This is a genomic window from Paenibacillus sp. OSY-SE, from assembly GCF_000283315.1.
Classification (GTDB): Bacteria; Bacillota; Bacilli; order Paenibacillales; family Paenibacillaceae; genus Paenibacillus_B; species Paenibacillus_B profundus.
This window is the reverse complement of the sequence record NZ_ALKF01000187.1, coordinates 84,712-108,989: the sequence shown is the minus strand read 5'-3', so window position 1 is coordinate 108,989 and position 24,278 is coordinate 84,712. Positions and strand designations below refer to the sequence as shown.

The window sequence follows — 24,278 nt, the reverse complement described above, 5'->3', positions numbered from 1 at the left end:
AGTATGTACGAGTCTTTTATGAATGACAATCCCTGCCCTGCGTTCAAAGCGGAGATCGAACGCTTCATGGACAAACATGGATGTCGATGCGCATCAGGAATGGAACCGCAGCCAAGCTATCCGGCATGGAAAGATGAACCTGACAACGTGTTGAGCATGGTTCATGCCTTGGTCCAACATACCGAGGGGCTGGTTGACGATGAGAAGGAACGAGCAAACGAATATAATCGCATCCGGGCGGAGATCGTTCAGATATTGAAAAAGCCACAGTGGATCGAATCGTTTGAACGGGCGCTGGATATGACCAGAGGATTTTGGATTGCCCGAGAGGCTACGCTGTATATGTACGAAGAGATTGTGGCGATCCTTCGGGATTGCGCCGAACGGCTTGCCGCAAGGCTTGTGGCAGAAGGGAAAATACGGCATACACGGGATCTGTATTACTTGTCGGTAAATGAATTGGAGGACATTATTGACGGCAAGCAAGCAGAGGTAATGGCACAACTCGCACAAAAACGCCGGAAGGTGTGGAACCGTATGAATACTTGCAGAGGGGCGGCAGATATCAAGAAGCAGGAAGCCGGAGAAGAATCATTCTCCGGAGCCGGGGCAAGCCAAGGCGAAGCCGAGGGCGTCGTTAAGCTTATACGTGGGCCTCAAGAGTTCAACAAACTGAAGCCAGGCGATATTCTGGTATGCACAAATACGAACCCTGCCTGGACACCGCTCTTCTCCGTTGCCGCAGCCGTTGTCACAGATACGGGAGGCGTATTATCCCACTCGGCCATCGTAGCAAGAGAATACGGTATCCCCGCTGTCATGGCATGCGGAAACGCCACCAAAGTTCTCTCTGATGGAGATCGGGTTATCGTCAATGGCACAACAGGCATAGTGCACCGGGTACGATAAGGGGGAAACGGGTTGTTGGCTTGCCAAGCAAAACGCATTTAGTGTCGGATGGGAAATTGACAGGCACAGGATGATTTGTTAGCTTGTTAATAAATGATTAAGCAATAATTTGATTTATTGCGAATATGGAGCTGCAAATGACAAAAAACACTCTACGCCAACAAAAAGCGTTTGAAACCAAGAACAAATTGATCGATTCCGCATTGAAAATCTTTTCTGAAAGAGGCTTTGACTCAAGCACCACTAAAGATATCGCACGTGAAGCAGAAGTCACAGACGGTTTAATCTATCATTACTTCAATTCTAAAGAAGAATTGCTTTGGGCCATTTTAGAGAAACACACCCTTAATCATGACTTGAAAAATACTGCAAATACGAATTTCTTGCTGGATCAATCTTTAGATGTGGTGCTCAATGAGTTTTTCACAAATTTAATAGACATGCTGCATGAAAAAAAAGAGCTTATTGTCATGTTTTTCGGAGAAGCACAACGAAATCAAAAAGTGCGAGATCGACTTGTCCTGACGATTGAAGAGGGCTTACAGCCTTTACATCATCTATTGAAACAAAAGATAACGAAGGACGATGACTATCTTTTTTTAGCTATACGCAATGTCCAGACGAGTTTAGTCATGTATTTTTTGTTGTATGACAGGTTTCAAACCGATCCAGTTGAAAGAAAACGTTATATCAACATGAGCGTTCAGCAGTTCATAAAAGTAATTACGTAATGAAGGTTGTAGAACGAGTTTTTGTGTCAGGAAAAACTGTGTCAGAAAAAGCTAAGGACGCAATGGTTAAAATAAATCCCAGTTTCTCATTTGTTACACTGAGAGATTGGGTTTTTTTATACTGTAATGTCCTTAACGTTGTATATCCGCATTTTCCTGCTGCAACCCTTTCACTCTGCCGCCATTCAGCGTCGCAGCACAAACGAAACGGAAAAGTTAAATGATGAAAAAGAAAAAATAACATTAAAGACTTTGATTATTAATGAAAGGGTGATTCAAGGAATAAACTATTCAACTTACCAATAAGATGTTTTCGTAGTTATATATCGCTGATATAGATGTTGAAAAGGAGAATATCAATGGTAAAAACCTTACATTTTCAATTAAGTTCAGGCTACAGCAACGAGAAGCTTACCTTGTATGTTGGCATGAACCAGCATCCGCTGCAAGCGCACACGGAAGCAACGCTCCAGCAAGCGGCGTTAAGCAACCGGGCGCTCGCGCTGCTCCCGGCAGAGAGCCGCAAGCAATTCACGCATTTAGCGGAGGTGCCGAACGAGCATTTCCCTACGGACCGATTAAGGCGTATCCGCGTGACTTCACCAGACGACTCGTCGCTCGATTCTCTGCTTCCGGCGGGGGGCCTTGGCGGGAGTACCATTGCCTCGTTATCTGATAAGGTTGTGCGGCAATTCGACGAACAGAATCAATTTGAGCAGCAACATTTCAATGTATGATTAAGGATTTCGGCGTCTTGAGATGTACAGGATTCTAAGAAATGAAGCAGGGGGGATGACATATTAGCTTTAATTCGTTCCATCAACCACAAGGTCTGCTCTTTCAATTGGCTTATGCTCTTCCATATAAATGTCTTCAGCAATCATCCAATTCTTTTCCCACATATCATGAGCTGCTTCTCCGTCTCTTTCCACACCTCTTGCAAGTCTTATTTCTCTCAGACAATCAACCCATATCGTAAAATCGTATTTATTTGCTAGTTCCTTCCGAATGGAGTAAACACCTTCTATAATCACAATACCCCCAATAGGAATCGTATGCCATTCTGCCAAAGAGTCTGTTTCCCAATCGTATCGTTGATAATGCCCTTCCTTGTCTTGGCTAATGGGTTCAAGCACCTGACTGAATACTCGTGTCCAATCAAAATCTGCACCGACAGGCTTATTGGTTGGGGATATATTTTGAATTTGAGCAGAAGGCAGATAAAAATCATCCATATGAACAATCGTAACATCAGAACATTCTTCTTTTAATTTATGTGCCAATGTGCTTTTTCCTGAACCCCCGCAACCATCTATTCCAATTAACAGGGTAGATTTTTTTTGGGAATTTTGTCAATAGACCCCACTAATTGTTCCATCGTAGAAAATTCACCTTTTTTCGTTATGAAATCCACAAAATCACCGCTTTCAAATTTGCTAAATATGAATTCTTTATAGATAACATGAAACCCTGCTTATTGAAGGAAACTGTCTGTTAAATAGTCACTACAAAGCTAAGAGAAATCGTAGTAACTTAATAAAATTAGGAGGAATATTGCAACGGGTAACAAACTTACAGGAAAAGAAACCACGCCATACGCCATCTACTTACAAAGGAGCTGAGGCAAGCATACGTTGACCGTCAGTGTCAATTAATTGGGCAGCGCCATGAAAAAGGATAGCTTTAATAACATTCTGACTTGCGTATTTGGCGGTTAAGCCAGAACGTAATTTAGATAATCTGCTATTTGACGTTTACAACTTTTTTGTCTATACTAACTCACATATAAAAAAATGAACGAATGCCAAGTACTAATTGTATGACCTTCTAATAACACACTTGTATTTTAAACTTAGGAAATGGTGAAGGGGGAGTATCCAAAATGAAGAAAAGATCATTGGAGTCTTTATCTAAGGGTATAGGGTACTCTACTGCTGTTTTCTTTGATCATGCTAATCACGGGAGAAGTATGTCCAAAATTGGATGTTAGCGACTCTTATCCTTTAGTTTAGAGTGATCTTACTAGGATACAGTGGAAAAAACGCCACAGGTCGCTTCCCTGTGGTTACATATTTTATTGTGTACACCGCAGGATTCCTGTGGTGTTTTTTAATGTAAAAAAAAGGAGAAGGATAAAATGCAATTAAACGCGGAAAACATTTATGTAAAACTAGTTGAGGAATCTGATGCTGATTCACTATTAAAAATTGAAGTGAAGAATAAAGATTTTTTTCAACTATTCACTGGTTCAAGAGAGGAATCATTTTATACGTATCAAGGACAAGTAGACAGAATTAAAAGTGCAGTGGAATTAAAAAAAGAAGACAAAGGTTATGTATTCTTGATTTATTTACAAAAATCAGGACAAGTAATTGGTGAGGTCATTCTTTCCGAAGTGGTACGAGATAACCTGCAAAGCTGTTGGATCGGCTACTTCCTGGATAAAGACCACAATGGGAAAGGCTACATGACTGAAGCTGTAAAGCTCGTTGTAAAATACGCCTTTCAGGAATTAAAATTTCACCGTATAGAAGCTGGGGTAATGCCACATAACACTGGCTCAATAAAGGTTCTGTTAAAATCCGGTTTCCATAAAGAAGGCATAGCAAAGAAAAATGTGGAAATTAATGGGCATTGGGAAGACCATCAGACATTAGCCATTGTAAACGACGAAACAAGGGGCATTGAGGTTAAAAAAGTCCAACGTAAAAATCCGAAGACGGTTGCCCCTCCTATCGGATCATACACTCATCTCACAACTGTTCCCAAAGGAGCAGAGTTGTTAGTTCTTTCTGGTCAAGTTGGTACAGACATGAATGGAGATTTGCCGTCGGATATGAACGAGCAAATAAATAACACGCTTCAGAACATATTACGTATTTTTAATGCTGAATCTGTATCTGCAGATGACATCATTAAAATTAATATTTGGGCTACGGAAGAAGTGGATTGGGATTACTTTAATGAAGTGTGGGAGAAGTTTCATGGTGGTATAGCGCCTTCGATGACGATGTCTTACATCCCTTCATTGGCAGTTCCTTCTCTCAAAGTCGAAATAGAAGCATGGGCAGCTAGGTGGTAATGTAAAGAAGAAGGGGGATACCCCCGAGCAGTAGACCGAGCAATCAAAATTCAAGTGGATTGCCGTGCGGTTTGCAACAAATACGGAATAAAAACCCCTGATTTTACTACTCTCAAGGAGAAATCAGGGGTTTTTTTGTCCAACTAAAGCGCTGTTTTAATTACTGAACAAGGAAGTCAGTTTCTCACCATCTCTAACTCGAAATATTTTATCGCCACTTCTAATGTCATATTTTCGATAGGCTTTGGGATATACCACATTCACATCCCCCCTTACTATCGGCTTATCCACTATTTCATGAACCTCACCAATTTCTTTACCTACTGCTACTGCAGGGCGAATGGGGGAAGACAGACAGGTAATGTTTTCTCTGTTTCTAATATCCTTAATCACTCTGTCTCAAGTGAAAATCCCCTCCGGTCAACAGCTTCTGAGTCCAATAAAGGTACTGATAGTTAGAAATAACATTTTGTTAGATGCATAGAAACTTTTTGAAAACAGACGGCTAGGTATGCTTGCGCCCTAATCTACTTGATCTGAATCGTCGTGGGAAGTTGCAGCAAAGGTTGGATTTATTTTATAATGATCAGTAAAAGGGAGGTGGCAGGAGATGGCAATTCACTTTGCCGGAATCAGCAACGACTCATGCAAAGCCTAATATTGGGGCGATACTTTGCATGGGGCTGGACATTTATCATTGATATTGTCGCCCGAGAGAGCTTATATCGTTTCTAATAATGGGCTTTGCACCTTATTTTCCTTTCATAACAAATAAGGGGCTGAAAAGCAATGGTCAAACCATTTATTAGAAACCATCAATATAACTTGATTAAGAAGCAGGCGGGTATGCTGCAGCATGCCTGCAACACCGTTTCCGATCCGAAAGTGGTGGAATCGGTAAAATATAGCGCACAATGCAAAATTATAGAAGCGTTCCCGGAAGCGATGGAGCTTGAAAAGCAAACGTTGGAGAAGATCTCGACGTTTAATACGTCAGGAGAATTCCATCAATATTTGCTTTCGTTGGAGCCTTATTTGATGGAATTTGCGCAAGTGACGGATAAGCAGCTTAAAAAGCTATTCCCCAAAAACAAAAAGCTCAAGATTCCTGGTTTAGCCGCTATCGATTACCGCTATGTCACTTATCTTGGCTGGACCGACATCGGAACGAATAGAATGTTCCTTGTTTATCAGCTGAACGGGCAGCTCGTCGGCGTCGAAGGAAGATATACCCCGGCGAACAAGAAAAGCATATGCTTTTTGTGCAATCGGCATGAAGAGGTTGCGTTATTTACGGCGATCACGAAATGGAAACCGGCTAACGCTTCGCCTGATTACTATAAGGCAATCGGCAACTATATGTGCGTGAACAGCGACACCTGCAACAAGAACATGACGGATGTCACCGCATTGGAAAAATTTATTCATGACGTTGTGGGATAATCTATTGGAATAGAACAACAAGAGGCCGTCGAAGCATTTCGGCGGCCTTCTTTGTTCACCGCACTGAACTCAAGTCTTGGTGCGAGGAAAGGAAAGAACATTTGATTTTGGTATGAAAGGAGTGGCTCTTATGTCCGCGAAACTAACAAGCTCACAATTATCGGCTTTAGATTATATTACAAAGTACGCTAGAAACCGAAAAAATGAAGCTCAGCAAGCAATTAAGGACATTCTTCACATGTCTAATATTGCTCAGCACACATTTGAAGATGCCGTCAACAAGCTAAAGTCGCACACAAGGGTTGCCCTGCATTTTCATCCAGATAGACCCGATCCGACTATGAAAAGCGTTGCTGAGGCACTGTTGGAGCAGGGTATCTATAAGAGCCAGTTTGAGACGTTGTTATCCAATGGGAGTGTATCGGCTTATCCTGGTGGTGAACGCGACCTTTGGGAGAAAAGGATGTTTGGAGGAGCATATCAACTCGAGGGCACAACTAATAGCGAGCGCCCCAAGTATGGGGCACTGAATTTTATGCTGCATCCAGATGGACCAGCCCCACGATTTGGATCGTGTTATTTCCTCTTATATCCTGAGGTCTCGCATCGTTGCACATACACTTATTTGGATTCGCATCAAGACCCAATAGAGAAGGGGACTTATGAGGAGTTTGATGATATTTTAGCGGCTCTCATGAAGGATGCTTTCACGAGAGATTTCGCGATTGGGGAAAAGAATCTGACGCCGCGTAAATTAATTGATCATATGCTGGTGAATCTAGAAAGACCGTTCTCAGATCGTTCAAGCAAAGAGCCCAATCGCAATCTTAACCACTATATTGAAGCCCAGATTCATGGTGATATTTCTCTGAAAGAAGACGTGGAAGTACTAGTTGCTGATCCTTCATTCAAGGGCACTCATGCAGGAAGAATTATGGAGAAGCTATGCTTGCAATATTCAATTGATCTCTATTGGCATATGGGTTTTGCTTTGTTGGCAGATGAAGTTCCCGCGGACTTTAGAGGTCCATCGATGCCTTCCTTGGCCCAACGTATCGCACGAAACAATATGATCGATGTGAGCATGATTGGAGCTGCTGCAATGGACTTGAAGCGCGATCCAGTGTGCTGGAGTGATCGCGGAACCTATAAGGAAGTGCTTCAGGAATTGAAACTGTTGTGGCATGTATTAGTGAGATATGGGGAGCCGCTTCGAAACTTTAGTAAACTCAAATAATGAGAAAAGAGAAATAACGTCAGCTAAGGAGAAGGTGGAAATGAGATGTCTCACTTTATGTAAAATGCTCAGAAACCCATCTTTATTAACCATCTTGAAAGTTTTTCTTCTCTCGCTTTACTATCATTGTTTTCTTTTCTATATTTTCCAAGCCTTTGTTCGACAACAATACTGCCATCCAACATAAAAAGAACACGCTTCGTTTTTGATGCGACTTTGACGTCATGTGTTACTAATAGAATCGTCGTTCCTGACTGGTTGATATCTGCAAATTCCCCCTTTTTAATTTGCAAACTCACATTTTTAAGTACATGTTGTTCATTTTAGCAATACTGGATTTCTTTATGGATACAATACTCATTAATGTTGTGATCGTCACAATAATCATTAATGTATGCGGGCAAAGAATGTAAGCTTGAACAGGATCGATAACAAACTTAATTTTGGAAGCACCCATCAAAGACATTAGGGTACTAACCGTACTATGGCCTTGATGTAGTAAACAAGTTATTCTTTTTATTGAAAAAGTCTTTCTTTAGAATCTTTAACAACATCTTATTACCTTTGCTCCTTTCATCTGTCCAACGGTTGATGCAAGAGGGGTTATATTATATATTCTAGTGTTCGTCAGATAATACTTTGCACGTTGAATTCGTGAACAAGCTCAGAAGAAGCAGCGCAAGATAGCGTTTGTATAAGAATTGACCGAAGTGATATTGGCTACTAGCAACGATTGCGAGTGGTTGGATTGGATTTGCGTCGTAATGATATTATGAGATCAAAAATATATTGACAAAAAAATAGTTAGGCACCATATTATATATATGGCCAATAAAAATATCATTCCAAATGCCAATGATGCTGCTCCCTCGCTTATACAATCTAAGCGCCAGATTGAACGCTATAACCTAGACGTTGACGCACAGGCTGTGCTCGTCGCTGCCAGGCTGATGGAAGCAGGCTCCAAGCTTGGACATGCCTCGGAGATTCATTTCTCCAGATTCGGTCTGTCGACAGGTCGTTATCGTTTACTGGCTGACCTTGAGGATAACGAAGGAGAAGAGTTGCCCTCGCAATTGGCTGAGCACCTGGGGGTTACACGTGCTACAGTGACTGGTCTTATCGACACCCTTGAGCGAGATGGTCTCGTATCCCGTCGAACTAGTGCAACAGATGGCCGTCAGAGATCAGTCGTTCTGACGGAGCAAGGAGCGAGGAAGCTTCGTGATATGGCTCCTGAGCACTTCGCGAGGCTAGAAGCTATGGTTGGCTTACTTAGTGTCGAGGAACGAAGCGTATTTCTTGACCTGTTGGGCAGAGTAACCCAAGGTATCTCAGCGCTTACGGACGAACCGGGAAAAGTAAAGGAACACATCAGGAAAGAGTAAAATGGGCTAGTTAAGCTAGCTCATTTTTACTCTTATATAGTTAGGAACCTAATTATATTTCTGATTTAACCATCACAAAGAGGAAGGGATGAGAGTGAAGCAGTGAACAAGATGGAATTCACGAGTAAGACAGAAGATGTTAATGACAACAAGGGCGCTGGTTGCGATTCTAAGCTTTTTGTACTATGGCGTGAAGTGGTAATGGCCTATGTCGCCCCCGCCACGATGGCAGGCATCGGGGGCTTGGTGACCGGCGATAGGGGACTTCAAATCGCAGCGCTGACCACGATCGGGGGAACGTCGGCCCTGGCCGTTTGTATGCTTGGCCTTTGGTTGCGGAGACGAGGGGTACATAAACGATGGATTATCAGTGCAGATCGCTTCGTCGTGGTGGGGCTGTTCGTGCTGGCGGGGGCTTCGTTAGGCGTACTTTCCGCGTGGGTCACATTGTGTTTGCTCGGCGTTGTTTGGCCGAACGATCACTTGGCCTGGTTCAATCGGGTATGGTTCGATTTTCCGTTATCTGCAACGATTGCAAGCACTATCATAACATGGCGGTGGCATAATTCCGTCAAAAAAAATGATTTATCACAAGGAGAGAATAGAAAATGATTGTTATTATTGGAGCAACAGGTACGATTGGAAGTGCGTTGTTAACACGATTGGCTGATCTTGGTGTGCCCGCCCGAGCGCTGAGCAGAGAGCCTGAGAAGTTGCGTTTTCAAATTGGTGAATTAGGCCAGTCGACTATCGAAGTCGCGTCGGCTGACGCTTCCGCCCCGGAATCGTTGCGCCGAGCTTTTATAGGAGCCAGCCAGCTCTTTCTTGCAATGTCCAACAGTCCGAGACAGATCGAGTTGGAGACTTCGATTATTCGTACTGCCGCCGAAGCCGGAATTGAGCATATAGTGAAGATATCCAGTCCGGCCTTTGAGCGAAGCGCTCCGGTGGAAGTAGCGAGATGGCATCACGAAATCGAGAGCGCCCTGCACGAATCTGGACTCACTCATACTGTGCTGCGCCCATATGCATTCATGCAAAACTTACTACGCTTTTCAGAGACGATCGTAGCCCAAGATGTTTTCTACGGCTCAATGGGCGATGCGGCATGTAACTTTATCGATTGCCGAGATATCGCAGATGTCGCCGCAGAGGTTCTGACTAACCGTGAGAAGGCAGGCCAAGTATACACGCTTACCGGCTCGGAAGTTATCAGCTATCCGCAGATTGCAGATAAACTGTCTGCCTTGCTGGATCGGCCGATCCGCTACATCAACATGGACCTTAAAGCACAGCGTCGCGATCTAATCGAACATCGACACATGCCGTCCTGGCTCGCGAATCACGTCGTGGAAATTCAAGCCATGTCCATAGCGATTCCAGAGAAGCCTACGGACACTGTGAAGTGTTTGCTTGGCAGAGAGCCCCGGACGCTAGACGCTTTTCTGCATGAATATGTAGAAAGTTACCGGTAGGAGTCTCGCCAGATGAATGAAATAATATGAGTAAGTGATTTGTGAATCGAGATCGTTATGAAGTTTGCATGATAAAAACAATAAATAAAATATCTATATTATACCAGGGGGCACAAAATGAACATAGACTTAAAAGATATACCGGAGTTTCAAAGTTGGCATATCATTAAAGAAATTAAGGAGGGTTAGAAAGAACATAAACTCCGTAAATTAGAAAAGTACGAAAGCAGTTCTGTTCGTGTAGAAAATGATAGCTTTGCAATAGATTATGTGCGGAATCATATTCATAAAATAAACCCTTTGCCGCCAGTATATAAGCACGGAGATTTTCATGTCGGCAATTTAATACATTCAGACAATAATAGGGTAGGTGTGATTGACTTTAACAGATGGAATTGTGGTGACCGCTATGAAGATTTCTATAAAATGCAAAGTTTTAATGTTGAGGTAAGCATTCCTTTTTCAATTGGACAAATTGATGGTTATTTCGATAACCAACCACCAGCACAATTTTGGGATGTTGTTGCTGTTTATGTAGCACATTCAGCACTAAGCTTAATCAATTGGGCAGAAAAATTTGTAGATAAAGATGAAGTAAAGAATATGCAACAACGTTGTGTACATACATTTAAGGATTACGATTATTTTCAAACAACCATACCTCATTGGTACAAAGATAATTATATCAATTACAGAAAATAGCGTTGCTGTTATGCCCGCGGAACAATCAGGTGCCCCAGCACGTATCCATGCGTATAGGTGGCTTTACTGTTGAGGCGCTTGCTTTAGCGAACAGCCAAAGATGGAAGAATTGGTCGAGACTGATTGGTTCGGTAATGGAGGTCAAAGCTACAACTCCTGGGGTTCGGATCGGATTGATACGCATATTATCTTCAAATTTATACAAATTGCTCGAAGGCATGAAAACAGAGTTAAGGAATTCCTTGCAAGTTTTATCTTCATGCAAAAAAAGCAGCACTATGATAAATGCTGCTTTTTTGTTATTTCTAAAGCCCCGTTTTAATTCTCCTTGCATAAGTTACTTCTCAAAACAAGTTATTCAGTTTTAATAAAATTCTTACCAAGAAGCCACATTCCACAACTTATGACAAGGAAATATACTGGCATCGTCATCAGTGAACCATTGTGAAGAACACTCATTCCCCATGTCATTAAGCTAACCAACAAGTAATAACCTAAGCTAAATATCGCCCCAGCGGTTCCAACAACATCGTGAAAACCGACGAGTGAAAGACTTAAACAGTTAGGTAATGCGATGCCTGCTCCCATAAGCATAATAAACATGGTAAATAAAATACTAGCAATGGCCATGATCTTCGGCATTGTGTCAAACGCACTTGCAACTGTAAGAACCAATGCTCCAGCAGACATCACTAGAAGACCAATATGAATGATCTTCTCAGGTGCATAAATGGTCAATAATTTTTTGGAGAACATTGCACCAACAATCGATGCTAGAGCCACAATGATGCCAAAGAAACCATAAACCCCTGGTGAAACATGAAAGTGCTCAATAAATAAAAATGGGGCTTCGGCATAGTAACTGAAAATAACCCCATTTATTCCGCCAATCAATGTTCCGAAGACGATTACACGTGGTGACAACAGCATTTTCTTTGCAGTCGATGCAATGGCAACCTTTTTTCTCTTCGTAACATCTGCTGTTTCCGGCAACTTTAATAGAGCATAGACAAACAATATTACACTCAGGATAACAAGTGTAAAGAAAACAGCCCTGAAGCCAAGAGCTTGATCAACCCAGCCGCCAATGAGCGGCCCGACTGCGGGAGTAAATGCGATTACAGCAGATATTTGTGCAAACATAGCATGCCGTTGATTGCCTGATACACTTTCTCGCAGAATCGTTTGTGTAATGATTGAACCTGTCGCGGCACCAAATGCTTGAACAAAACGGCTTAACAAAAGGAATTCAATAGATGCTGAGAAATAGCACATTAAACTACCAAGTCCGTATAAAACGAGACCTCCCAGCATAGCTGGTCTCCGCCCAGTATAATCGGATAACCATCCCCAACAGAAAACACCCAAAGCAAAACCGATAAAGTAAATGCTCAATGTTAACTGTACAGAACTATTTGAGACACCAAGCGCCATAGAAATATCAGGTAATGAAGGTGTGTAAATGGTCTCGCTGATTTGCGGAAAGGCCACAAGCACGATCATTAACAGCAAAGATGGTACTACCTTTTTTTTCACTTTATTTTCGCCCTCCTACAAGCTTATATGACTCCGAACAATATAAGCTTAGCTAGGGAAACGGGGGCTTCATTATTGCAATTCGATTATAGGTCATCACTTTTTTTATAAATCCTTTGAAAGTTTTATAGGAGGGTTAATAGTGTACGATTTAAGCGTAATGTACATTATATCTTCTCAAATCGAATAGTCCAAGTCAATATATGGAGATTTCGTAAGAACAATCCGTTTCAAGGTAGCAGGGCACACGTTTTTCTCTTAACATTCAATAAAGTAAAGCGTCACAAGAAGATGCTGCGAAAGGGGAAAATGTGAAGATGGCTAGAATTCGATTCAGTATATTTTTTAGTGTTTTTGTTGCGATGGTTGCATTGATGATTATAGCTCCTGTCATGCCTCCGCTCATTCGTGAATTGGGGTTAAGCGAAACCCACTCGGGCTTAATTATCTCTTTAGGCTCTATCGCTATGGCGCTAATGGCGCCGGTGTGGGGAAGACTAAGTGATGTGAAAGGAAGAAAGCCTGTCATTTTAATTGGCTTCATAGGAATGTTTGTGAGCTACATTCTGTTTACGGCGACGATGTATGCAGGACTGAATGGGCTCATTAAAGGCGGACTTTTAGTCGGATTGCTCATTGCAGCACGCGCTATGGTCGGTCTGTTTATTCCAGCCGTTCCGTCGTCGGCACAAGCGTATATGGCGGACGTCACAGATGAAAAAGACCGTTCTGCAGGCATGGCTTTCATTGGCGCCGCCAATGGACTTGGCCTCGTGCTTGGACCTGCAATAGCCGGCGTGTTTGCCTTGATCGGACTGAGCTGGCCCCTTTACATTGGAGCTTTGCTGCCGCTCATTGCATTTGTCGTTGTACTAGTTCTCCAAACAACTGCTTCTGGTTGGATCGCTGCTTCCTGATCAGTATGGCGCTCTTTTTGTTCGTCATTAGCTTGATCAGCTATTACATCGCATTCTTTTTGTTCGGGGTGGGATCGGTTCAAGGTATCTCCGCTGTGATTGCTCCCATTCTTAGCACGAGTCTTTACCAAGTGGATAGACATCTTCCGTTTGCAATCATTGCTGCGTTGGCAGGGGAGCTTTAAGACAGATTAAATAAATGAATTGCACTACAGAGGCGGGCCTTGTTAACTCATTATTTGTAAATCATGCAACCCTATAACCATTTTTACAACCAAACTTTTTCCCTAGGCAAAAAGTTTTTTCTATTTGCAAGATTCTTTGTTAGTATAAAATGAACTTATCTTGATGACAATCGGAACTTGTTGCTACATGTTCTGAATATAAAAACATAGATTATTTTCATTGGTCTAAATGCAATGCAGGGCATCTTCAACGGATTCATTTGAGAAAAGGCAACAAGCCAAATCAAAGCTGACAGTCGACGATATCCAATGCCTTCATCAAGCAAAAGATATATTATCCCGTACCTGGAGACAACCACCAATGAAGATGAAAATCAAGACGTTAGAAGCCGAGGGTTGAACCTACGGTCTCTAACGTCTTATTTGTTTGACTTTGTTTGTCGCACACTCAATCATTTACCTAATTGGAGTGCGCCTCTTGGAGTTGTGTGATTTCCCTCTGCGGCTTCTGAAACAGTTGCTTTAAGCTTTCATAATTAACAAGAACAGTACCAACGATAATCGTAGCTGCTCCGACCACTGTTACCCAAGTAATAGCTTCCCCGTAGAGCAAGACCCCAATCGTGAGAGCAATCAACGGTGACACGTACAGCCAGGTCGAGGCAAAGACAGGGGTTGTCTTGGCGACTAGCCAATAGAATAGACTATGCCCAATCATCGAACCGATGACAATCAGATAGAGCATTGAGCCGATCACGTCCGCCGACAGTAAGCTCTTAAAGTACCAATGTTCTGTGCATGCAGACAGCATGAGTAATAGTGCTCCTCCATACATCATCTGAGCGGCGTTAAGCGCTATTGGCGATGCCTCCGGGAAACGTTTTGTAACTTGTTTTGAATAAATGGCGCCACATGAATAGAACAATTCACCAATCAAAATCACAAGGCTTCCGATGAGCAGCCACATACTTGCTGATAACGTAATAGCAGGCAGAATAATAAGGATCACGCCAATAAATCCGACGATGCAGCCTATTAAAGAGCGACGGCTTGGTGTCTGACGCATTATGATCATTTGCAGCAAAAGGATCAGAATCGGAGCAGTAGCCGAAAATACCGCTGCGATTCCGGACGCAACATATTGTTCACCCCAATACAAGGGTGCAAAGGTGCCAAAAGTCAGACCGATTCCTGTAAGCAGCATTTCTTTGCGCAGAAGGAGAGAGAAGCTTGCTTTTTTCCTCCATATCATCCATCCGAATAAAAGCAGGCCCGCGACGAAAAACCTTATGCCCGAAGATAAAAACGGCGGTGCAGAGGCGTCAACACCGATCTTAATGGCTAAAAATGTAGTGCCAAACACGAGACATACGAGTAAATAATTAAAGATAATCATGATTCTCCCCCTTTATGAATGATCATACACGGATGGGTATAGAACAGATGAATACAAATAGAACAGATTAGAAATGGTTAGTGTACAATAAGCAAAAAGGGGGCGGCTTGCATGCTTTTTAAACAAGTATACGATCACATCATGACGAGAATTGAGCGCGGAGATTGGAACGTACATGATAAGCTTCCTTCAATTCGACTGCTCGCTCTGGAGTTGGGCATCAATCGACTGACGGTGTTCAAAGCCTACCAATTGTTGAAACAGAACGGAAAAGCCTATGTCAAGGAGAAGTCTGGTTATTATGTTAGTCCTGAGAATTCGCTACCTAACCTCTACGAGCGTGATGTAAACGAGTCTATCGAATCTTCTGCTGTGCACCTGAATAGCAAGTTGTCCGATATTCACAGGGTAACGGCTGCTTATCAATTTTCCCAAGCACTGATTGATCCGAATTTGTTGCCAAATCTATTTCTATCTGAGTATGTGAAGAAGGTTTTTGACATCTACCCTAAGTTGATGGGGACTTATTCCACCCCGCAAGGGGATGAAGAGCTGCGTGATGTCCTCTGTCAGTACATCATACGTCATTACCGGGTTCATCTAAATATAAGCGAGGTGTTGATAACGACGGGGGCGCAGCAGGCGATCGACTTGCTTTCTAGAATATTCATAAGACCAATGGATGCGATTTTGGTGGAACGGCCGACATACAGCGCTGCGATTGATGTATTCCGAGGGCAGGGCGCCAGATTGATTCCTGTGGATTTTTCTCCGGAAGGCTATGATTTGAACATGGTCGAATTGTTGATGAAGCAGCATCGACCACGGTTCTTTTATATGAATCCTACTTTCCATAATCCAACGGGGTATACATTACCGACCACTCAACGTAAGCAGCTTGTAGAGTTGGCCGAACGGTATCGTTGTTTACTAATTGAAGATGATGCGTTTCACGACATGTACTTTGATGAACGTCCACCGCAGCCTTTATTCACTTACGATACAGAAGGATGGGTTGTATATCTCCGAAGTTTCAGTAAGTATGTGGCGCCAGGCTTGCGAATATGCGCCGTATTTGGCCGCAAGTCCGTGATAGAACCTCTGATAACGGCCAAATCGCTGGCTGACAACGGAACGCCGCTAGTCACTCAAAAAATATTTGTGCATTACTTTCAATCTGAACGGATGCAGCAACATTTGGAAAAATTGCGAATTGCGCTACAAATCAGAAGAGACATCATGAAGGAGGAATTGGCATTGGCGCCTATCGACTGGAAATGGATCACTCCAAAAGGGGGACTCAATATATGGCTCCAACTGCCGGATACGGTTCCAGCGAGAACATTATTAAACGAGAGCTTTCGACAATCTATTTCCTTCGTTCCTGGTCAAATTTGCGATCCGCTCGATGAGATGCAGTCTTGGATCAGACTGAGCTATTCATTCGTGAATGAAGAGCAAATACGTGCTGGAGTTCAACAGCTTGCAGAAATCGCACAACGTATCAAGGAACGGTGAAATACGAGATGGTTTAACATTTAGAAGCTGCAAAATAACGTAGATAGATACGTTTCATCAGTAGAATGCAGCACTTTTGTTTTGGTCTATTAATGAAGTAGAACCAGCCCCATATCATTAAAGCATGACTTCTATTTTTATGTTCCGAGCTTCTTCATTTCAACTTCAGCTAAATTTCATCTTAATTTCACATACCTTTAGTATAGTAGAGGCTTATATAGATAGAGACTTAAACTATACACTGGGGTGAAAATAAATGTCGGCAAATATTCTCGTTATCGAGGATGATATCTATATTCAAGAACTTATCCAAGAATTTCTTAGGGCCCAGGATTATCATGTAGAGGTGGCTAGCGATGGAAGCGAAGGGTACCAAAAATTTCAACAAGGCACGTTCGATCTGGTCCTGCTGGACATTATGCTGCCGAACATGGACGGTTATTCCATCTGCAGAATGATTCGAAACAAGTATGATACACCAGTGATCATTATGACTGCATTAAGTGAAGAGAAGGATCAACTTAAAGCGTTTGAATTGGAAGCGGATGATTTCATTTCGAAACCATTCTCTTTTAATGTGCTTGTCAAACGAGTCGAGGCGGTACTGCGGCGTTTCAGGTCGGAGATGAAACCAAAGGAACTTCATTGTGCTCGTCTCCGTCTGGATTGCGACAGTTATAAAGCCTATATCGATCACGCGCTGATTGACATCACGGTCAAGGAATTCGCCATCTTACAGTACTTTTTAGAGAATGTGGGGCGAACCATTACGAGGGAGATGCTGCTGGATAATATTTGGGGTTATGATTTCTACGGCGATACCAGGATTGTGGATGCACACATCAAAAATATACGAAAAAAACTGGGGTTGCCTTACATCCGAACGGTTAAAGGGATTGGCTACATCATGGACGGTGGCGATAGTTGAGACGTCGGGGCATAACATTCAAAATATTTGTAGTCACGACAATCTTATTGGTCGTTTCCGCCCTCATCTTGTATCTCACTCTCTATTTTTTACTCCCGCCGTATTATTATCATACCAAAAAAGCGAAGCTGGAAGCCGGTGTGCATACGCTGGTCACCCAAATCGAAAAGAGCGAATTAGAGAAGGCAAAGGGCATACTGAAGGAGTTTGAACACCGGTATAATGCTAATGTCCTGATAAAAAGCGAAGAGGAAAAGATCATTTTTCCCAATGTCGTCTTTGGCAATGATTCCGATAATGGTAAAATAGAGGGCTACACGATGCCTACAAAAAGAGATGATATTTTTAATACAATGATACCCATTTCTTTTGTTGGTGACAGTGAAAGGTATAGTTTGATTGTCGCTGCATCACTGCAGCCGGTTGATGAGGCAGCAACCGTGATATTGACGTTTCTGCCCTATATGTTAATCGTTATTTTGCTGCTTTCCTTTGTCGGCGCCTATGTATATTCCCGGCTCATTGCACGACCGTTGATCGGTCTGAACGTATTGGCCAAAAAGATGGCCAAGCTTGATTTCAGCGCCGACTATTCCTTCCAATCCGATGACGAAATTGGTGAGCTGGCGACTTCCCTAAATGAACTGTCCCGCAATCTGCAATGCTCGATGGAAGAACTCCATCAGGCGAATTCCCAGTTAACAGATGACATCAAAAAAAAGCAGGAGCAGGAAATCCAGCGACGGGAATTTGTCGCGATGATTTCGCATGAACTTAAAACCCCTATTACCGCAGTGTCTGGCCAACTGGAAGCGATGATCCATAATATCGGCCCTTATCGCAATCGGGATAAATATTTGCTGCAGTCGCACAAAATTACGAAAGACATGGAGAAGCTTGTTCACGAGATTCTTGACATTTCAAGTTTGGAGAGCCAGGAATTCAAGCCCCAGCTCCGATCCGTAAATGTTACTCTCCTTTTGACAAATATAGTAGAAAACTACCATTATTTTTGTGAAACGAAACATATCAAACTGGCAAGCGATATGGATTCCAACGTGATGCTGCAGGCTGATGAACGCTTGTTATCCAAGGCTGTGTCCAATGTAGTGGGCAATGCGGTAAACTATACCCGGAAAGGGGAAGAGGTACGCGTCCATCTCTTTGAAACCGAGGATTCCGTGCAACTGGATGTGCTGAATACTGGGGCACGTATCGAAGAAGATGAACTTCCACATCTTTTCAAACCATTTTACCGCCTTGAGAAGTCGCGAAGCCGTACGACAGGAGGCAGTGGACTTGGCTTATACATTGTACAAAAGGTGCTGGAAACCCACCATGCGAAGTACAGGTTGGCCAATGAGCCCAGTGGCGTTATGTTTACAATGAGTTTCCCAAGAACCCGGAACGGTACCTAGTTCCGGGTTTTTTCTTGCCCCATTCATATTGGCTTCATACGAACTTCATTTTGGACTTATATAATTGGCATTCAAGAAGACGGGAACAAACAGGTTGAAGTTGTTGCCAATATGGAGGAAAAGCTATGAACATACACCGTGTGAGGTTAAAGGAAATTTTAGTTGCTCTTTGCTTTCTCGCTCCGAGCCTGGTCGGGTTTGCCGTTTTTTATTTGATTCCGTTCGGCACAAGTGTACTGTACTCCTTTCAGGAGCGTCTCACGGCTGCCTTGACGCTTGCCAACTACTCAGAATTGCTATCCAGCTTGTCCTTTCAGAAGGCGGCAGCTAACACATTCCGATTCACCGCCATCAGTGTGCCCGTCCTCGTTGTCTTGTCCCTCGTCGTGGCCATGGTGTTGAATCAGCGGGTATTCTTCCGCAACTGGCTGCGTACGGTATATGTGCTGCCATTGGTCGTTCCGGTGGCTTCCATCGTCCTCTTTTGGCAGATCATGTTCGATTGGAACGGCGTAATGAACGCCCTTCTGAACTATGTAGGCTTAAACCGCATCGACTGGATGAAATCAGAATGGTCCGGGTCCATCATCGTTTTGATTTATGTCTGGAAGAACATCGGATACAATGTTGTCTTGTTTCTGGCCGGGCTGCAGAACATTCCGGAGCAATATTACGAGATCGCTGATTTGGAAGGAGCGGGGCCCGTCCGCAAGCTGTTCGGGATTACGCTGGTATATTTGACACCTACGATGTTCCTGGTCATCCTGATGTCCGTTTTGAATTCATTCAAAGTATTTCGGGAGACCTATCTCATCGCCGGAGCTTATCCGCAAGACCGCATTTATATGCTGCAGCACTATATGAACAATATGTTCTTATCGCTGGACATGCAGAAGTTATCCGCAGCAGCGACGCTGATGGCCATCTGTATTCTTGTACTGGTTGCCGTACTATTTCGAACCGAGCGGATGTTTCGCTCTTTCATGGAGTAGTGCTCTGAGCAAAGCTGGATTAGGAGGTTAAACAAGTGGGAAAGGAAAAAAAAGAATATATCCTGTCTCTCTTACGATCGATTCTATTAACGTTGATCGCTGTCATGTTGTTAGTCCCGATTATCGTAACGGTTCTTAATTCCTTCATGACGGAACGAGAAATTCATGCGAATTACGACATGCTCGGCAACACCGATATAAGCGAGTTCGTCAATTTGAAATTGGTCCCGGATTGGGTCTCATTTGAGCAATATTTCAAGGTGCTGATAGCCACTTCAGGATATTTACGAATGTTCTGGAACTCGGTGTATATGGTGGTGCCTATTATTATCGGTCAGGTGGCGGTGGCGTCATTAGCCGCCTTCGCCTTCGCAAAATTGCGTTTTCCAGGCAGGGACCTTTTGTTCTTCCTTTACCTGATAGCGATGCTGATGCCGTTTCAAGTGACGCTCGTGCCCAATTATTTGATGGTGGACCGTCTGGGGCTCTTGAACAGTCCTTATTCCATCATCTTTCCGGGTATATTCGCCGCGTTTGGGGTGTTTTTGCTAAGGCAATTCATGCTGCAGATCCCTTCGGCCTACATGGAAGCCGCCAAGATAGATGGAGCGAGTTATCTGCGTATCTTCGTATCCATCGTATTACCGATGGTCAAACCTGGGAGCGCGGCGCTGGTTGTCCTATTGTTCGCCGACTACTGGAATATGGTCGAACAGCCGCTCATCTTTCTGCGTGATGCGGAGCTTCAACCATTGTCCGTATTTCTCTCCAGCTTTCAGAAGGAAGCCTTCGGAGTTATCTTCGCCGCTTCTTGCCTTTACATGGCGCCCATGGTGCTTCTGTTTTTAAATACGGAACGATATTTCGTTGAAGGGATTCAACTTTCCGGTATAAAAGGGTAGCGACCTCAAACATATCATTCACATAAGCACAAGGAGGAAATGGAAATGGTACCAAAACGCCGCCACCTGCTGCGTTATCTCTTTATCGCGTTTTTTGTACTATTGGCTGGCCTTACCTTGTTCAGCAACACGTTCCAAACGATAATGCTGCCGAAAGTGACCACAGAGAATGCCGTAACCAAAACGTTATCTCATGTCATCGAGGGCAGTGGAACGGTCACCTACCGGGAACAAGATGACTTGGTCAGTGAAAGCGGCACGAAGGTGACCAAAGTGCATATCAACAAAAACGACAAAGTTAAGAAAGGCCAAGTGCTGCTTACGTTCGATAACTCTGCGGTAGAACAGCAATTGCTGGATGAACAAGATGGGCTGAAGAGGCTGCAACTGGATGTAGACATGCAAAGAGAACAATATATCGGCGCGCAGCGAGAAGGCGATGAAGAGACGGTGCGCCAAGTAAAGCGCGAACTTGAAAAACAGCAGTTGAGTGTGAATGCACAGCAACGAAAAATTGATAACTTGCGGAGCGATTTGTCGAAGAAATACAAGATAACGGCTCCTTATAACGGAAGGGTCTTAGATATCAAAGTGAAAGAAGGCGCGATTGTTCCCACGGGATCGACGGTTCTTACGATTGCTAAGCCCGAAGAAGGCTTCTTGCTTTCTTTCCCTGCGGACGCGAATTCGTCGACCTTCCTGCAAACGGGAGAGATTGTTAAGGTCAACGTGAAAGGTGAAAAGCAACGGACTGTGGAGGGCACCATCACGGAGATCAAGGAAGGATCAGCTCCGGATAACAACGGTAATCAAGGAGAAATGGGCGTTAGGGATGACAAGCAAGAGGATTCAAAAAAGACTATTGTCCTCTCCATGAAAGGTGACGACCTGAAGGGAGGTGAAGAGGCAAGTGTGCATATCGACAAGCCGTTCAAGCAACAAGGGATGGTCCTGCGTAAAGAGATAATTAAGAAAGATAGTACAGGAAGTTATGTATACGTCATTCGCGAAAAGAAAAGTCCGCTAGGCAATACGTACTCTGTGCAGAAAACATACGTGAAGACAGGGGATGAAACTAAGGAAGAAACGATTATCCTGTCCGGTCTTCACCCCAATGCGGATATTGTTGTAGAAACGAGCGAACCGTTGCAGGAAGGCAACCGTGTTCGACTAAATTAAAAAGGAATGATGAGATTGAACAACAAATGGATACTTCTCCTAGTGATCGCCATTTTATCTTTAACCGCATGCACTTCGAACAGCGCGGATCCCGCCACAGGCTCGCCCGCGGCGGAAGCGGAAGGCAAAAAAACCGTTGTTGTCTCCGTGATGAATGTGACCCCTTTTCTGGAAACGGTGGTTCAAAAATACGAAGAACTTCATCCTGACATTCATATTGAGCTTAAAACAACTGCATCTGAAGAAGACTTGTTTTCAATAGTAAGCGGATTGGGAACTGAGAAATATATCCAGACGGTGCTCACTGAAGTTATGTCTGGGAAAGGCTCGGATTTAATTGAAATGAAAATGTTGCCTGAAGATAAATTTGTGGATAAGAAGGTATTGGCTAACTTAAATGAACTCATGGAAAACGATTCGTCGTTCGATAAAAATCAGTATTTCCAGAATATTTTCCAATCACAACAAGAAGGACAAGGTCTATATACCATGCCGGTCAATCTTATGCTGGATATGATTACAGGGAATTATCCCGAGCTTTTGAAAAAGGCGAATATCACCATCGACGATAAGACCTGGACGTGGGATCAACTTAAGGATATTTCCAAAAAGGTGCAGTCACTGGAAGGTAAAGATCTACACGCCTTTGCTGGCATTCCTCCCGAAATGCTCTTGTCTCTCTTCCTTGAGGACAGTTATCGCGAGTTCGTCCTGAGCAATCAGCAGGCAAACTTTGATTCAGATGCGTTCAGAACGCTCTTGCAAAATATCAAAGCCATGTACGACGAAGGCCTTATTACGGAGAGTTCGGGTGACCAAAAAGAATCAGTTAGTTCCGCCGATAAGATCAAAGAAAGTTTGTTCACATATACGTTAAGTAACAGAGCAGAAACATTATTGACGAATTTGGTAGATTCTAACAGCCAGATATTCCAAAGACCAACGATGAATGGCGAAAACCAAGGTTGGAGATACAAATCCAGCAACAGTTTTGGCATCAATAGCAAATCGGAAGTTCAGAAGGAAGCTTGGGAGTTCATGAAGTTCATGATGTCTGAAGAGGTGCAGTCTTCGGACTACCTAATGGGAATCCCTGTCCATAAAGACGCTAATAAGAAAATGCTTCAAGAAGCAGCAGAAAAGTTGAAAGCAAACATTTCAGATGAAAAGTTTTTGGATGAACGAGTTGAATACGCGGGAAATGTGCTTGAGGCAGCACATCCAAGCTTCTCAATCGATAAGAAAATCGAATCCATCGTCAAAGAAGAGTTTGATTCCTATATGAATGGTCAGAAATCGGTGGAAGAAGTGAGCAAGTTGATCCAGAACCGCGTCATGACCTATTTGAATGAGTAATGTTTCCTAGCGGCAACTTGATCCCGATAGTGAATAGTTTATATGAATGGTGAAACTGCAATTGAACGGGATGGGCCGTCGCTGCTATGTGATGCACGGCTTCCGCTCCCTTTCACTTCATACCGATTAAATCTTGTTCCGGTTTCGCTTATTCAAGTAAAAATATATCATCCCCATAAAGACGCTGCCCCCGATAATATTGCCGAAAGTTACGGGAATCAGATTATGCAAGGCGCCGTACAGCGAGATGCCGGCCGGATGCTCCATGAACAATGCGATAGAGAAAGAGGTCATGTTGGCGATGCTGTGCTCGAAGCCGGATATGAAGAAGCAGTAGACAAACAGAATCATCGCAAATATTTTAGGCCCGTCGCCCTTCAGGGTCATCGGAATAAAGAATGCCATGCAGACAAGCCAATTACACAAGATCGCCCGGAAAAATAATTGAAACGTCGATGCCTCCATCTTATACGCTACTACATCATAAAAGAATACGTTGCTGTTATACCCGCGGAACAATCCAGTGCCCCATAAGAGGCCAGCAAATAAGAGTGCGCCTATAAAGTTGCCAAGATAGCTGGTGCCCCAAATCTTAAACGTATCACTCCAAGTCGTCGATCCGCGCAGGGTGGAGAAGGTGAAGTAGAACGTATTCCCCGTGAACAGATCTCCGCCCGCATAGCCGATCAAAATGATGGCCGCTCCAAACGTGACGGCAGCCGTCGTATAGGCGAACGGTGAGGCGCCTTCGTCGAATAAATTGCCCGTCTTAAACGCAACAACAACGCCGAACCCGATGAACATGCTTGCCATGATGGAACGAAGCAGGTACTGGAACTTGTTGGAGTCCCACGCCGCTTTCTTTTTTAATGCTAATGTCTCCACCTGATCTAACGGATGCTGTTCCATGACCTGCTCCTTGTTTCTTTTCTCTTCGTTTAGCACGCCTTTAATTGGATAAGATACCCTATAGCGTACGTATCC

The 24,278-nt window shown here is 43.5% G+C and carries 22 protein-coding genes and 2 pseudogenes; 18 read left to right on the top strand and 6 right to left on the bottom strand.

All coding sequences use genetic code 11. The features are described from left to right. Positions 1–66 precede the first annotated feature (66 nt). From A372_RS0117800 to A372_RS0117790, 3 genes are all read left to right on the top strand, one after another. On the top strand, positions 67–909 hold the full coding sequence (locus tag A372_RS0117800; RefSeq protein ID WP_157259603.1) for a PEP-utilizing enzyme: 843 nt from the start codon (positions 67–69) through the stop codon (positions 907–909). Between the two features lie 137 nt (positions 910–1,046). Further along, positions 1,047–1,640 carry a TetR/AcrR family transcriptional regulator gene (locus A372_RS0117795; RefSeq protein WP_019422237.1) on the top strand — a complete coding sequence of 198 codons (594 nt, stop codon included), beginning with the start codon at positions 1,047–1,049 and terminating at the stop codon, positions 1,638–1,640. 359 nt (positions 1,641–1,999) lie between these two features. Continuing rightward, positions 2,000–2,377 carry a hypothetical protein gene (locus tag A372_RS0117790; protein ID WP_019422236.1) on the top strand — a complete coding sequence of 126 codons (378 nt, stop codon included), beginning with the start codon at positions 2,000–2,002 and terminating at the stop codon, positions 2,375–2,377. Between the two features lie 69 nt (positions 2,378–2,446). On the opposite strand, the gene A372_RS34220 is transcribed toward A372_RS0117790, so the two are convergent. Further along, positions 2,447–2,968: a uridine kinase family protein gene (locus A372_RS34220; RefSeq protein WP_051004506.1), complete on the bottom strand. Its 522-nt coding sequence runs from the start codon at positions 2,966–2,968 to the stop codon at positions 2,447–2,449. 809 nt (positions 2,969–3,777) lie between these two features. Between A372_RS34220 and A372_RS0117780 the strand changes: the two genes are divergently transcribed. The 3 genes from A372_RS0117780 (at position 3,778) to A372_RS0117765 (ending at position 7,402) form a co-directional block, all read left to right on the top strand. After that, positions 3,778–4,722 (top strand): GNAT family N-acetyltransferase, encoded by a 945-nt coding sequence (locus tag A372_RS0117780; protein ID WP_019422234.1) that lies wholly within the window; start codon positions 3,778–3,780, stop codon positions 4,720–4,722. Positions 4,723–5,511: 789 nt separating this feature from the next. Then, a complete protein-coding gene (locus A372_RS0117770) occupies positions 5,512–6,165 on the top strand; it encodes a FusB/FusC family EF-G-binding protein (RefSeq protein WP_019422233.1) in 654 nt (217 codons plus the stop codon). Positions 6,166–6,295: 130 nt separating this feature from the next. Then, positions 6,296–7,402, top strand: coding sequence for a DUF3626 domain-containing protein (locus A372_RS0117765; protein WP_019422232.1), 1,107 nt, complete (start codon positions 6,296–6,298; stop codon positions 7,400–7,402). A 68-nt stretch (positions 7,403–7,470) separates the two neighbouring features. Here the strand turns inward: A372_RS0117765 and A372_RS34215 are convergent. Next, a pseudogene (locus A372_RS34215) lies at positions 7,471–7,671 on the bottom strand (ABC transporter ATP-binding protein); the annotation flags it as partial. Positions 7,672–8,226: 555 nt separating this feature from the next. Between A372_RS34215 and A372_RS0117760 the strand changes: the two are divergent. The 4 genes and pseudogenes from A372_RS0117760 to A372_RS36495 all read left to right on the top strand — a co-directional run. Beyond that, complete coding sequence (locus A372_RS0117760) at positions 8,227–8,790, top strand: MarR family winged helix-turn-helix transcriptional regulator (protein ID WP_019422230.1); 564 nt, start codon at positions 8,227–8,229, stop codon at positions 8,788–8,790. 201 nt (positions 8,791–8,991) lie between these two features. Continuing rightward, positions 8,992–9,402, top strand: a complete 411-nt coding sequence (locus tag A372_RS0117755) for a hypothetical protein (RefSeq protein ID WP_237728557.1) — start codon at positions 8,992–8,994, stop codon at positions 9,400–9,402. Further along, on the top strand, positions 9,399–10,265 hold the full coding sequence (locus A372_RS0117750) for an NmrA family NAD(P)-binding protein (protein ID WP_019422228.1): 867 nt from the start codon (positions 9,399–9,401) through the stop codon (positions 10,263–10,265). Before A372_RS0117755 ends, A372_RS0117750 begins: the two co-directional genes overlap by 4 nt. A 216-nt stretch (positions 10,266–10,481) precedes the next feature. Then, positions 10,482–10,967 (top strand): annotated as a pseudogene (locus tag A372_RS36495) (aminoglycoside phosphotransferase family protein); the annotation flags it as partial. Positions 10,968–10,992: 25 nt separating this feature from the next. On the opposite strand, the gene A372_RS0117740 reads toward A372_RS36495, so the two are convergent. Together A372_RS0117740 and A372_RS0117735 are read right to left on the bottom strand one after the other, a co-directional pair. Further along, positions 10,993–11,301, bottom strand: coding sequence for a hypothetical protein (locus tag A372_RS0117740; RefSeq protein ID WP_019422226.1), 309 nt, complete (start codon positions 11,299–11,301; stop codon positions 10,993–10,995). A gap of 20 nt (positions 11,302–11,321) precedes the next feature. Further along, positions 11,322–12,503, bottom strand: coding sequence for a multidrug effflux MFS transporter (locus tag A372_RS0117735; RefSeq protein WP_019422225.1), 1,182 nt, complete (start codon positions 12,501–12,503; stop codon positions 11,322–11,324). Between the two features lie 317 nt (positions 12,504–12,820). On the opposite strand from A372_RS0117735, the gene A372_RS34205 reads away from it, so the two are divergent. Continuing rightward, complete coding sequence (locus tag A372_RS34205; protein WP_019422224.1) at positions 12,821–13,420, top strand: MFS transporter; 600 nt, start codon at positions 12,821–12,823, stop codon at positions 13,418–13,420. Between the two features lie 645 nt (positions 13,421–14,065). Here A372_RS34205 and A372_RS0117725 read toward each other — a convergent pair. Then, a complete protein-coding gene (locus A372_RS0117725) occupies positions 14,066–15,001 on the bottom strand; it encodes a DMT family transporter (RefSeq protein WP_019422223.1) in 936 nt (311 codons plus the stop codon). Between the two features lie 111 nt (positions 15,002–15,112). Here A372_RS0117725 and A372_RS0117720 point away from each other — a divergent pair, with 111 nt between their 5' ends. The 7 genes from A372_RS0117720 (at position 15,113) to A372_RS0117690 (ending at position 23,294) form a co-directional block, all read left to right on the top strand. Further along, positions 15,113–16,519 (top strand): aminotransferase-like domain-containing protein, encoded by a 1,407-nt coding sequence (locus A372_RS0117720; protein WP_019422222.1) that lies wholly within the window; start codon positions 15,113–15,115, stop codon positions 16,517–16,519. Between the two features lie 256 nt (positions 16,520–16,775). Beyond that, a complete protein-coding gene (locus A372_RS0117715) occupies positions 16,776–17,447 on the top strand; it encodes a response regulator transcription factor (protein ID WP_019422221.1) in 672 nt (223 codons plus the stop codon). 140 nt (positions 17,448–17,587) lie between these two features. Next, positions 17,588–18,865, top strand: coding sequence for a sensor histidine kinase (locus tag A372_RS0117710; RefSeq protein WP_157259602.1), 1,278 nt, complete (start codon positions 17,588–17,590; stop codon positions 18,863–18,865). A gap of 125 nt (positions 18,866–18,990) precedes the next feature. Further along, positions 18,991–19,857 carry a carbohydrate ABC transporter permease gene (locus A372_RS0117705; protein ID WP_019422219.1) on the top strand — a complete coding sequence of 289 codons (867 nt, stop codon included), beginning with the start codon at positions 18,991–18,993 and terminating at the stop codon, positions 19,855–19,857. Between the two features lie 104 nt (positions 19,858–19,961). Beyond that, positions 19,962–20,759 (top strand): carbohydrate ABC transporter permease, encoded by a 798-nt coding sequence (locus A372_RS0117700; RefSeq protein WP_083858881.1) that lies wholly within the window; start codon positions 19,962–19,964, stop codon positions 20,757–20,759. Between the two features lie 45 nt (positions 20,760–20,804). Beyond that, the gene (locus tag A372_RS0117695) at positions 20,805–21,938 is read left to right on the top strand and encodes an efflux RND transporter periplasmic adaptor subunit (RefSeq protein ID WP_019422217.1); all 1,134 of its coding nucleotides are present in this window, start codon (positions 20,805–20,807) and stop codon (positions 21,936–21,938) included. Between the two features lie 15 nt (positions 21,939–21,953). Then, positions 21,954–23,294: an ABC transporter substrate-binding protein gene (locus A372_RS0117690; protein WP_157259601.1), complete on the top strand. Its 1,341-nt coding sequence runs from the start codon at positions 21,954–21,956 to the stop codon at positions 23,292–23,294. Between the two features lie 126 nt (positions 23,295–23,420). Here A372_RS0117690 and A372_RS0117685 read toward each other — a convergent pair whose 3' ends face one another. After that, complete coding sequence (locus A372_RS0117685; protein ID WP_019422215.1) at positions 23,421–24,203, bottom strand: formate/nitrite transporter family protein; 783 nt, start codon at positions 24,201–24,203, stop codon at positions 23,421–23,423. Between the last annotated feature and the right edge of the window lie 75 nt (positions 24,204–24,278).